This is a genomic window from Gemmata sp. (assembly GCF_051859125.1).
Taxonomy (GTDB): domain Bacteria; phylum Planctomycetota; class Planctomycetia; order Gemmatales; family Gemmataceae; genus Gemmata.
In genome coordinates this window covers 1-11864 of record NZ_JBHYGG010000108.1, presented here as the reverse complement: position 1 = coordinate 11864, position 11864 = coordinate 1, and the positions used below count along the sequence as shown (strand labels likewise).

Annotated in this window: 9 protein-coding genes; 2 read left to right on the top strand and 7 right to left on the bottom strand. The window is 70.1% G+C overall.

All coding sequences use genetic code 11. The features are described 5' to 3' along the window. Positions 1-153: 153 nt before the first annotated feature. The 4 genes from ACTIGN_RS11420 to ACTIGN_RS11405 all read right to left on the bottom strand — a co-directional run bounded on the left by ACTIGN_RS11420 (position 154) and on the right by ACTIGN_RS11405 (position 5754). Positions 154-1491, bottom strand: a complete 1338-nt coding sequence (locus ACTIGN_RS11420; protein WP_439623877.1) for a DUF1501 domain-containing protein — start codon at positions 1489-1491, stop codon at positions 154-156. A gap of 61 nt (positions 1492-1552) precedes the next feature. Continuing rightward, entirely contained in the window at positions 1553-1975 is a 423-nt protein-coding gene (locus tag ACTIGN_RS11415; protein WP_439623875.1) for a hypothetical protein, read from the bottom strand. After that, positions 1972-2934, bottom strand: coding sequence for a DUF1559 family PulG-like putative transporter (locus tag ACTIGN_RS11410; RefSeq protein WP_439623873.1), 963 nt, complete (start codon positions 2932-2934; stop codon positions 1972-1974). The genes ACTIGN_RS11415 and ACTIGN_RS11410 overlap by 4 nt, the downstream gene beginning before the upstream one ends. A 57-nt stretch (positions 2935-2991) precedes the next feature. Then, a complete protein-coding gene (locus tag ACTIGN_RS11405) occupies positions 2992-5754 on the bottom strand; it encodes a LamG-like jellyroll fold domain-containing protein (RefSeq protein WP_439623871.1) in 2763 nt (920 codons plus the stop codon). 194 nt (positions 5755-5948) lie between these two features. Here ACTIGN_RS11405 and ACTIGN_RS11400 point away from each other — a divergent pair, with 194 nt between their 5' ends. Beyond that, the gene (locus ACTIGN_RS11400; protein ID WP_439623869.1) at positions 5949-7109 is read left to right on the top strand and encodes a XylR family transcriptional regulator; all 1161 of its coding nucleotides are present in this window, start codon (positions 5949-5951) and stop codon (positions 7107-7109) included. Positions 7110-7574: 465 nt separating this feature from the next. Here the strand turns inward: ACTIGN_RS11400 and ACTIGN_RS11395 are convergent, their stop codons facing one another. From ACTIGN_RS11395 to ACTIGN_RS11385, 3 genes are all read right to left on the bottom strand, one after another. Further along, positions 7575-8729 carry an IS701 family transposase gene (locus ACTIGN_RS11395; RefSeq protein WP_439623867.1) on the bottom strand — a complete coding sequence of 385 codons (1155 nt, stop codon included), beginning with the start codon at positions 8727-8729 and terminating at the stop codon, positions 7575-7577. 205 nt (positions 8730-8934) lie between these two features. Then, positions 8935-10464, bottom strand: a complete 1530-nt coding sequence (locus ACTIGN_RS11390; RefSeq protein ID WP_439623865.1) for an RNA polymerase sigma factor — start codon at positions 10462-10464, stop codon at positions 8935-8937. Then, a complete protein-coding gene (locus ACTIGN_RS11385; protein WP_439623863.1) occupies positions 10448-11530 on the bottom strand; it encodes a TIGR02996 domain-containing protein in 1083 nt (360 codons plus the stop codon). The genes ACTIGN_RS11390 and ACTIGN_RS11385 overlap by 17 nt, the downstream gene beginning before the upstream one ends. An 83-nt stretch (positions 11531-11613) precedes the next feature. Here ACTIGN_RS11385 and ACTIGN_RS11380 point away from each other — a divergent pair, with 83 nt between their 5' ends. Beyond that, complete coding sequence (locus ACTIGN_RS11380; protein ID WP_439623861.1) at positions 11614-11808, top strand: hypothetical protein; 195 nt, start codon at positions 11614-11616, stop codon at positions 11806-11808. The last annotated feature ends 56 nt before the right edge of the window (positions 11809-11864 follow it).

Genomic DNA, 11864 nt, shown 5'->3' with positions numbered 1-11864 from the left:
CCCTCATCTGCCTGAGAATCTTAGAGCCCTAAACTTCATTCTTTCCGAACGCTCTTATGGGCTCCGATTGCGGCACCCGGGTCGGACTAACCCAAAGCTCGCTCCCGCACCAAAGTTGTCACCACGAGAGGAACTCCAACCGCGCCGTTCCGCTCAGACCACGCCGCGGATCGGTGTGCCGGGGGAGAGGGGCACGGGCCGGCCCGACAGGTCGAGGACGTTCTGGGCCGGGTCGATCCCGAGCCAGTGGTAGATGGTCGCGAGGAAGTCGAACGGGTCGTGCTTGAACCCGACCGGGGCCGCCCCGCGCTTGTCGGTGGCACCGATCACGTTGCCGCGGTCCAGCCCGCCGCCGGACACGAGGACCGACATCGCGCCCGGCCAGTGGTCCCGGCCGACGCTCCCGTTTACGTTCTCCAGCCGCGGGGTCCGGCCGAACTCGCCCGTGACGACCAGCAGCGTCTTCTCGTCGAGGCCGCGCGCGTACAGGTCTTCGATCATGTTGGCGACGCAGGCGTCGAACCAGGGGAGCCGCAGTCGCAGGGCGTGGTCCATGTTCCAGTTGACCGCGTGGTCGTCCCAGTTGTGTGAGTTCCCACCGGGCTTGCCCCGGTTGCTCGAGTGCTGCCCCTGGACGTACACGTTCACCAGGCGGACCCCGGCCTCGACCAGGCGGAGCGCGAGCAGCCCGCGTTCGAACTCGATCGCGGCGTACCGGTCCCGGACCTTCGGGTCTTCCTTGCCGAGATCGAACGCCGCGGCCGCGCGCCCGCTCGTGAGCACCTCGAACGCCTGGCGGCGGAACTCGTCCGCGGTTCCGAACGCGTCGGACGCGTCGAGGCGGGTCCGCGTCGTGTCGAACGCGGCGAGCAGCGACTTGCGGTCGGCGAACCGGTCCGCGGGGACCGTGACGCGGGAACTTTCGAGGCGGTCCTGCGGGACCTCGTACCGGCCGCCGAGGAACCCGGCCCCGCGCCACGGGGTCGACGCCGCGAACCCGCCGAGGTTGACCGAGACCGGCACCCCGTCGCGCAGCACCCCGAGGGACCGGTTCACCGCGCACTCGTAAGCGGGGTACTTCGCCGGCCCGTTCCCGGCGACCGACGCGCCGTACCCGGTGCAGAGCCGCCGCGTCCCGAACCCGTGGTCCGCCTCGTCGTGGGCGAGGGACCGCACGATGGTGAACTTGTCGGCGAGGCGGGCGTGCCGCGGGAGCAACTCGCAGACCTCCACGCCCGGGACGTTCGTCTTCGTCGGCGCGTACAGGCTCCGGCAGTCGCTTGGGGCCCCGGGCTTGAGGTCGTACGTCTCGAGGTGGCTCGGACCGCCGTGTACCCAGAGCACGATCACGGACCGGTCGTCGGCCGCGGACCGCGGGCCCGCGGCCCGGAGGCGGAACAGTTCCGCGAGGGACACGTTCCCCAGGCCGATCGCCCCGGCCTTCAGGAACGACCGGCGGCTCGGCCCGGCGGGGGTGCCGACGCTCATCATCGTCTCGTCTCCGAGTGTGGGTACGGGTCCGCCCAAGGTTTCGGGCGGGCCGCCGGGGCCGTCACTTCGTGCGCAGCTCGAACCGGAGTTCGTTCGCGGCCCCTGGGGCGACGTCGGCGCTGAGTTCCGTGTTCCGGTTGTAGCGGGCCGGGACGTAGTTCTCCGCGAGGGGCCCGCCCGACGGCCCGATCGCGGCCTTGAACTTCGCGGGGCGTGTGGCGCGGATCCGAACGAGCTTCGGCCCCGGACTCACCTGGAGTTCGAACCGCCCGTCCGCGACGGTTCCGGCGTCGGAACCGTTCGCACCTGGGGTCGCGGGGTCGAAGACGATCTCGCCCCGCTCCACCGGCGTGCCGTCGAGTGTCACCGTGCCGCGGACGGTGACCGGGCGGCTCCCGGCGTCGGGACACCCGACGGCGAGCGCGGCGAGGGCGGCGATACCGAGCGTTCGTGTGAGCGTGGCGGGCGTGCGGTGTTCGGTCACGGGAGTGGCACCGCCTCCCCACCGCTCCGGCTCCCGGCCGCCTTGTAGGCTTGCGCGTCAACGCCGTTCGCGATGAATCGCACGGAGCCGTCGGCGAGGACCGCGTTCACCCCTCCGGCGTGGGAGCTGCGGGCGTAGAGGGCGTTGTCTGTCGCGGGTGACGACGACGCAGCCGCCGGCGCTTGTAAGGTGCTAATGCCTTGATAAGTGAGCTTGTCACCGACCGTGGTGTTCGGCGGTTGCCCCGTGCTGAACCACATGTTCCCGTCCCAGGTGTTGCAGTACCGCCCGCGGATGTCGTTCGTCGAGGCCGTGTCGGGGACCACGAGCCCTTCCGCCAGCGCCAGGGTGTTGCTCGTGCCGTCCTGGATGCCGGTGAGCCGGACCTTCGACCGCACGAAGAACAGCCCGGTCGGGTCGGTCGTGCCGTTCCCGTAGGTGCCGTCGCCCGCGCAGGCCAGGTAGTTCGCGTGCTGGCCCTGGTCCCCGCTGAACCCGCCGTAAGAGGACTGATCGAGCGTCTTGGTCTTCGGGCTGTTCGGGTCCGACGGGCACAGGAGGACCGGCACGATCGAGCCCCGAGCACCGGAGACGATCGCGCCGAGCGTGCCGTTCGCTTCCCCCTTGAGGGACTCGAACTGGGCGTACAGCGCTTGCTGTTCGAGGTACGGGAGGAGCGGGTGGACCCAGCACGCCCGCGGCCAGTTGTAGGGCGCGGTCTGGTCGGTCGCGAGGTCGTTGAACTGGCCGGGCGGCAGGTGGCCGAGGGCCGACTCGTGGGCGTGGACGGCGACGCCGAGTTGCTTCAGGTTGTTCTGGCACTTGGCCCTCGCCGCGGCCTCGCGGACCTTCTGCACCGCAGGGAGCAATAGGCCGATCAGGACGGCGATGATCGCGATCACCACGAGAAGCTCGATGAGGGTGAACCCTCGGGAACGCTTGAAATCACGGGGAAGCATGTCGTTCACCTCGACGGACGGGTATCGATGGGACCGGAACAACCTGGAGACAACGTGCTATTTCGAGGCGGATACGCTGCCGAGTTCCTTCGGGGTCAGGGCGCGGTCGAACACCGTCGTGCGGCCGATCAGCCCGCGGAAGTAGTACGCGTGCAGGTACCACTGCTCCGCCCCGAAGATCAGCTCGACCCCGCCGCCCTCGGTTCCGTCCTTCGCCACCTCGTGCGCCTTCGTCACCGCGTCGGCGACGAGCGCGCCGTCCACGTACACCCGCACCCGGCACTTGTTGCCGGCCGCGCGCTCGCCGGTGACCGCGAGTTGGTACCACTTCCCTGCCTCGAGTTTCGCGCCTTCAGTAGGGATGACGTCGTTCGGCGTGACGGCGGCCACGAGCCCGTAGGGGGCCTTCTCGCCGGTGAGGCGGAGGATGCCGAACCGGTGCCCGAATCCGACCACGTGCGCCTGCTCCCGGTGCTCACCACGGCCCATTTCGGCAGCCGGCTTTACGTTCGTGACGAGCGTATACGCGCCCGTCTCCTTTCGCCGGGCGTCGAAGTCCGGAGTTGTTGCCGCGAACGGCAGCGCCTTCTTGTGCGGCTCCTTGTACCCGCCGCCCGGGTGCTCGAAGTACTGCCCCGCGAGCCACCCGCCCCGGACCCAGTCCCGGCGAGCAGGCGGGTTGTCGGCGAACCTCAGCGCCGGCCGGCCCTCGTCCGTCACCCAGTCAACGTTCGCCAACTCGAGTGGTCCAGTGGTGCGGCCCGCGTGGTTGTAGACGTGGTGGCCCTTTCCCTCGAGCATCCGGTAGTCGGCCAGCACCCCCGGCGGGACCGGGTCGGTCTTGGGAGCCGTCGCGTTCGCGGCCGGGAGGACTCCTCCGGGCAGGGCGGCACCGGGCTCCAGCTTCGTGAACGACAGGTCGGTGACTAACACGTCCCCGGTGCCGGCGTTCCCGAGTACGACACCGACACCGGCCGCGTCCTCCGGCACGGTCGTCGCCCAGGCGGTCGTCCGCCAGTCGAAGGAGCCGCTCCCGATGAAGTGGGTCTCCGAACGGAGAACCTTTCCGGTCTTGTCTTTGACGTGGAGCTCGACCCGCCCGCCCGGCCCGATGGCGGTGTCGGACTTGCACCGGGCCGACACGACGTAGGTTCCGGCGGCGAGTGGGTCGGGAACACGGAGGTCGGCCGCGGCCCAGGCGGTCGGCCCGAGCTTCATCGCGAACCCGCTGCCCACACCGGGCACCCTCTCCAGTTCGTACTTGGGCCTCTGATTGTGCCCACTGAGGAACGGCCGGCGGCCCATCTGCCACGGCTCACTCGTTGGGACGAACTTCGAGAAGGTGACCTTCGGCCACTCGTCGGCGAAGATGAAGTGCCGGTTCGGGTCGATCGTCCCGCCGCCCGTGTCGGCGAGTGCGGACGCCGTGAACATCGCCTCGGCCTCGGCGGCGGGGTACCCGGTGTACCGGTACCTGGCCCGGACCTTCGTCCCGGCCTTCAGCGTGTCCTGCGGGTAGGCGATGCCGGTGTCGTAGAACGCCGCGCACACGGACGTCTCGGCCCTGCGGGTCGCCGTGTCGGGGAGGGTGTACTCGACGGCGGGGGAGACCACCAGTTTCTCGGCGTACCGCCCGTACCACACCCTGGCCCCACCGGTTGTCATGTCGAGGCCGCGGATCACGCCCGGGTCCTGCGGCGTCACCGGTCGGCGGACGACTCGCCCGTCCGCCGACCGGACCATCAGGTACTGCCAGCCGAACGGGTCGAGCGGCGTGTGGTGCTCGAAATCGAACCCGTACTTGAAGTGGAACGGGTCGCCGGCCGAAACCTCGAGTTCCGAGTCCACGTCGTAAGTGTAAGTCTGGCGCCGGGGATCGAAACCAACCTCCATTGTGAACCGTTGCTCGAACCGGCCCTTGACGTTCTTCGCCGACCACTTCGCGGTGAGCGTCTTGCCGCCGCCCGAGAACACGGCGTCGGCCGCCTTGGCCGCTCCGTCGGGGAACGCGCCTTGGTTCGAGGTCTCCCAGTGCCCGGTCCAGGACAGTTGGGGCTTGTAGCCCGGCCGCAGTTTGGCGTTGTTTAACGTCCCAGCTGTCGTCGCGAGGAGGACGGGTTCATCCCCGTCGAACACCCAGTCCCGCCCGCCGACCCATTTCCGGACCGAGAAGTTGGGGACGTGTTCGGGCGACGGCTTGGCCGCCGGAGGAGGCGAGAGCGAGCGGACCGAAACCCCCGAGAACGAGACCTTGGCCCGGCTGGACGCACCGAGGCCGACCGCGCCCTTGGCGAGGGGGGAAGGGTCGTCGCGGTACCGGATCTTCTCCTTCTCATCGACCACGACACTGATGACGTTGCCATGGGCGGCGACCCGGACCGCGAACGGCTTGTTCAGTTCGACCGGGCACGGGACCGACCTCAGGTACCCGCCGTCCGGGTACTTGACCAGCGTCACCTCCTGGAGCGCGTGCGAGAACTGGACGCGGTAGCCGGCCTCCGGTGACCCGCGGACGAGCACGCCCGCCTCGAAGCCCCGGTCCGAGTACGTCGGGTCCGGCCACACGGACCACGACTCGCCGAAGAAGTTGAACGCCTGGGCCTTTCCCGTGACTACGACCGTGGCCGCCACCTCAACGTCCGCACTGAGTTCGGGTGCCGTGAGGAAGGCCCAGTTGTCGGCGGACGGGGCGAGTTCGACCTTGTCCGCCGTCACCGCGGCCGGCTTGGCCGCGGCCGGCACCGGCTTCCACCCCCTCAGGTCGACCTTTTCCTGGGGCACTTCGGCGGCGGTGAGGCACAAGAACAGGAGGGCGATCACGGGCGGCTCCACGGGGCAAAGTGGCAACTGGTGTGATTCGGAGCGTCACTTCTGGAGTGCAGGATCATCATTCTCGGGGACGGTGGTGCGAACAATCCTGGAATCGGCAAACCGAGTCCGCATTTCGGTTCGACGGCCCGCGGAGTTGCCCCTCGTGGTACATTGACGGGGTCCGAGATAGGAACCGCCGCCCCATGCGCCGCCCACGTGTCGCCCTGTTCGTCGAAACGTCTCGCGAGTACGGCCGCCGGGTTCTCGCGGGCGTGACGCACTACATCAGTGAGCACGGGCCGTGGTCGGTCTACTTTCGCCCCCAGGGGTTGGGCGATCCGCCGCCCCGCTGGCTGAACGGTTGGGAGGGGGACGGCATTTTGGTGCGCACCGACAACCCCGAGTTCGGCAGGCTCGTCGCCGCGTCAGGGGTGCCCGCGGTCGACCTCCGCCTCGGCACGCTGGGTCCGGAGCTGCCGGCGGTCGGGGTGGACAGTTTCGCGGTCGCCGAGATCGGGGCGCGCCACCTGCTCGACCAGGGGTTCCGGCGGTTCGCCTTCTGCGGCCTGCAGGCGGGGGAGAACCTTTGGGCCGATGTCCGCCGGGCGCGGTTCGCGGCGGTCGTCACGGCCGCCGGGCACGCGTGCGACCACTTCCCGGTCCCGGGCCGCCCCCCCGTTCACTCGTGGGACGACGAACAGGTCGAACTCGGCTCCTGGCTCGCCGGGCTGGCGAAGCCGGTCGGCGTGATGGCGTGCTACGACGACCGCGGGCACCAGGTCCTCGACGCGTGCCGGGCGGCGGGGGTCCGCGTCCCGGACGAGGTCGCCGTCGTGGGCGTCGACAACGACGCGTTCCTGTGCGGCCTGTCGCACCCGCCGCTGACCAGCATCGACGTCGGCGCGGAGCGGGTCGGGTACGAGGCGGCCGCGCTCCTGGCCCGGATGATGGCCGGGGAGCGCCGGCCGGGGCGGCCGCTCATGCTCCCGCCACTAGGCCTGGTGGCCCGCCAGTCCTCGGACGTCCTCGCGGTCGACGACCCGGAACTCGTCGCCCTGATCCGGTACATCCGCGCGCACGCCTGCGACGGCGCCCGGGTCGCGGACGCCGTCGCCGCGTCCGAGGAGTCGTACAGTTCCCTCAAGAAGCGGTTCAAGGCGCTGCTCGGGCGGACCCCGAAGCAGGAGATCGTCCGGGTGCAGGTCGAGCGGGCGAGGGCCCTCCTCGCGACCACCGACCTGGCGGTCGCGGACGTCGCCTCCCGTTGCGGGTTCGCGTCGCCGAAGCGGCTGTTCGAGGTCTTCGCGGCGCACGGCGGCGTGACGCCGGGCGAGTACCGCCGCCGGTCCAGGCGACCGTTCTGAGTGCCCTCTCCCGGACCGCACCGCACTTCACGCGAAGCACAACTGCCGCCGGAAATCGGTAGATAATTCGGGTTCTCCCGCAAAGTTGGTGAAGTGCATTGGTTAGAATGAGGGTATAATTGTGCCCGTCGTCGCGTCCGTTGGCAGGAATGGCCACCACATCTGGCTCCGACCCCCTCGAGTGCCCCGACCCCTGGTTCACGGACCTCTGCATCGAGGCCGACGCCGTAACGGTCCACGTCAAACCGACCGCAACGGGCTCATCGGGGACTGCGCACGTGAGCTAGTCCTACAGCCGTAGTTAATCGGGTGGCTTCGCGCCACGTTTTCGGTAGTGGCATTCCCTCGCCCGGTGTTGGTGTCGCCGCCGCCACTCCGACCACGCCAACACCTGCTCGGCCGGGGTGAGCCGGTCCCACACCACCCGCAGGACCAGCTTGCGGACCTCCGGCACGGTCAGCGGGATCAGCTCCGCGCCCCCTTTTTTCGCCCGCCCGGCTTCGCGGCCTGCGACCGGATCACCGCTACCACCGCCAGGGCGAACAGGCTCAGGGTGACGTGCCGGTACCACCCGACCCACGACCAGACCTCGTACTCGTCGAGCCCGCAGTCGCCCTTGGCCAACCCGAACAGGTCCTCGATCGCCCAGCGCGCCCCCGCCACGCGGACCAAGTCCGACAGCGTCGTTGCGGGCGGGCCGCCACAGGCGAAGTACGCCACCTCGGTCGGATCCGACACACTCCGCCGGATCAACACCCACCGCGAGTACTCGTCCGGGTCGGGCGAATTCGTCCGGAGCACCACCCAGTCATACAGCCGCGGTCCATTCGACCCCTCCCCGCAGCTCCGCCGCTGCCAGGCGTCGGCGGGCACCTCGGCCAGCCACGCCTTCGCCCGCACCCGTCGGAACCCGGAGAACGCCGCGAAGTCCGACCGCACCCCGGCCACGTACCCCAGACCGTGCTTCTCGACGGCGGCGCGGAAGTGGTAATCGGACCCGTACACCGCATCGGCCGTTCCCCACCGCGCCGGCACCCCGGCCGCCAGAGCCCGGTCGATCATCCGCCGCGCCAGCACCAGTTCGGTGGCGAACGCGACCGCCTTCGGAACCCCGGCTTCCTCGCGCCGGTCGGCGTCGCCGGCCCACTCCCTCGGCACGTACAGTCCCCGGTCGAGCAACGCGCGCCCCGTCCGGGTTGCGTACCCGAGGAAGACGCCGACCTGACAGTTCTCGATCCGCCCCGCGGTCCCGCTGTACTGCCGCGCCACGCCGACCGACTTGGTCCCCTTCTTCAGGAACCCCGTCTGGTCCACGATCAGCACGCCGTCGGCACCGCCCAGGGACTCGGCCCCGTACCCGAGCAGGTCGTCCCGGACCCCGTCTGCCTCCCAGTCGGCCCGGGCCAGCAGGTGCGGCACGCCGTCGGGCGTCGGGTCGCCGAGGTGCTCGGCCAACTGCCACCCGTTCTTCCGCTCGGCGCCGCTCAACAGACCGCGGGGATACCCGACGGCGCGTTGCCGGGGCTCACGGCGGGCGAAGCGTCGCCCGATCCGTTCACCCACGGTGTCGAGCTCGTTAGCCCAGCCCACCACCCGCCGTGCCGTCGGTCGTCCTGACATCGCTCGCCCCCGCTATAACTCCTGATAGGGGCGATTGTAGCAACTACGGCTGTAGGACTAACACTCGACGGGAGGAGTGTGGAAGGTAAAGCGATCGCCCTGCCCGGTGCGGGGCCACCACTTTCGCATTTGACGGGAGGTGTTTCGCGGGAACGGGCGTCGAATTCGAACGCGGCCCGAGCCGCACCCCGCCCCTCGCCCGGGATCAACAGCTCGTTACCCCACAAGGCGGAAGTGACCGCCGGGCCGGGCCCGCTACTCCTTCTTCGCCGGAACCCGGTCGAGCTCCAGCAGGACACGGCCGTCCTTCGGCTCCGTCCCGAAGGCGTCGGGCCGCGGTTGGCCGTTCGGGGCCCAGCAGATTTCCAGCGTGTCGCCCGTCAGCTTGTACACACACCCCCAGGGTGGTGAACGGGTACTTCACGTCCTGGCCCAGCCCGAACGTCCCCACGTCGATCCGCCGCGGAGTCGCCTTCTCGTCCAGCCGGTACGGGATGCGGACCTTCGCCACGCCCGGCTTCGGGGCCGGCCACTCTAGGTGCTCGGCGGTGAAGGTCCACTCCGCTGGGAAGTCATTCCCCGTCAGGTAGTCCGCCAGTTCCTTGCCGGCCAGGCGGACGCCGTCCATCCTGAACGCCGCCAGCTTCCATTTCCCGGCGATCAGCTTGGGGTCACCGGCCGGCTCTCCCTTCTGGGGAACGGCCCCCTTCGGTCGAATCCCCTTGTTCTCCTGACCCGGCGAGCTGCCGGGGGCGTCCGCCGCACGGAGCTGCAGGACCGCCAGGGCACCTCCGGTGCAGGTGGCGAGTGCCAGCAGCACCGTTGCCGTCACGCGGGCGAGTTTGGTTAGCAAAATGGTTCTCAGCACTCCTTCGGTCAGGGCGATGGTCGTGGTCGAGATGGCACCCGTCGTTCCCGCCCGCCCGGCGGCCATCAGCCCCGCCGCCCGGATCGTCGCGGCTACCAGCGGTGGGGGCGCACCGGCGGCGGCGGTCGGCAGGCTCGCCCCCACCGCCCCGCCGGTCACCGACAGCCCGTGCCGGGCCAACCGGCTCGCCAGCATCCCCCGGGCCCTCGCCAGCCGGCTGCCGACCGTGCCCTCCGGCACGCCGAGCTCCCGCGCCGCCTCCGCGCGGGTCCGCCCCTCCAGGTCGCACAGCACGACGACCGCCCGGTACGGGTCCGGCAGGCGGGCCAACTCCGCGTCCAGGAGAGGCGTCCAGTCGTTCGGCGGAACCGGCTCCGCGGCCGCCGGTTCGGGGAGGTTGGCCACCTGCCGCTCCCGGCGCGCCCGCCTCACGGCCGTCGCCCGCGCCTTGCGGGCGGTCTGGCGGGCCACCCCGTAGAGCCAGTTCCCGACCCGCTCCGGGGGCACCACCGCCGCGGCCCGGCGGACGAGGACGAGGACGAGGACGAGGAAGGTCGGCTGGAACGCGTCCTCGGCGCCCTGCGGCCGGCGGAGGGTGCGGCAGCAGACGCCCCAGACCATCGGGGCGTGCCGCCGGATCAGGGCGGCCAGCGCCGCCCCCTCCCGGTCGGCGACGAAGCGCTCCAGCAGTTGGCCGTCGATCAGGTCCGTCCCGTCGGCTAAATACCTCCCACCAAATGGCGAAGTGATACGCAGACAATTTCGGTCATCACTTGGCCGTACTGCACTCCGCGTAGAGCTCAACGGGCGTTGAAGGAGGGCGTCCGCGACGGCCTCGCTCGCGGAGGGGCTACGAGGCGCGGTCACGGAGCCACAGGTTGTTGCCGAACCGCGACTGGAGTTTCTTCTTGGTCCCGGGCGGGAGGGGGCCGAACGAATCGAGCAGCAACTCAGTGAGCTTGGCGAAGGTGGGACTGGCGAGCAGCGCGTCGGTGTCCGCTTCGGTCACGGCGGTCACGTCGAGGCGGAGCGAGCGCAGGTTCACGAGGTGCGGGCACGCGATCACATCGGCCAGCGGCCCGCGCACCCCGAACGTCAACTCCGTGAGCTTCGAGAGGCGCGGGTCGGCGAGGAACTCCGCCGCGCCGAACCGCTCGGCGGCCCCGGCCCCGACTCCGAGCGCGGTCAGGGCCGGGAGCCGCGGGCTGCTCAGGAGCGCGAGCACGCCGGCGGCGGTGAACCGGGCTTTCGTGGACTCCCGCGGGCTCGCGGTCGTGACGGCGAACTTCCGCAGCCGTGCGGTGCCGGCGGTCCGGGCGAACGCCTTCAGGCCCGCGTCGCTGATCTTGGCCTCACCGAACTCGAACGCGGTGATGTGGGCGAGGTGCGGGGAGGTGCCGAACGCCTCGAACGCCGCGTCGCCGACGGCGGGGCACTCCATCCGGGAGACCCACCGGAGCGCCGGCGACCCGGGCAACTCGCCGACCCGCCGCGCCGGGGTGTAGAAGGACAGGGTTTCCAGCCCCACCGCCGCGAGCGCGTCCGGGAAGACCTGCTGATACTTCGCTTGGAGGAACTTCGCGGCCTCAACAATGAGTTCCTTGAGCAGCCCGCGCTCGAACAGCCCGTCGTAATGGGAGCGGTCGTCGGTCCAGTTCGCGTCGTCCGAGATCTGGTGGACGAAGGCGGCGAGCGGGGCGAGCCACGCCCCGTGGTGCTCGTTGGCGAGCTTCTTCGCGCTGCCTTCGAGCTTTGTTCGCTTCTTGTCGCCTTTCGGCAACCGTGCGGCCTCGACCTGGAGGCGGATGAACTCGGCGCGGGCTCGGTCGTGCGCGTCGCCGTGCTCTTGGAGCCAGTCGGCGAACACGAGGCGCGGCGTGTCCTCGTCGGGGTTCTCGATGATCGCGCCCATCAGCGCACGGCGCTCGTCCACGGGAGCCCCTCCTGTCGGCCCGCACCTCCGGCGGCAGAGAGTCTGATGATAACCGGCGTCGCCTCCCCGTGCAGGGCCGACCCGTGACAAGTACTCGCCTGACCTCGGTTGAACGCCAGGACTTGCTCGACCATTACCGCTACCCGGTCGATCCCTACGTCCGGCTGCGTGCCCACACCCGCAATCACCGGTGCCAGACCATGGGCGAACTCCTGGACCTCGCGTTCGACTGGTTCGCGACCCGCACCCACTTCCGGGTCGAAACCGGCGTGTATTAAGCAGTAGTTTCCAGGATTCTGTGAGGGGTCAGGCGAGCAGTTTGCTTGGGTTGTCA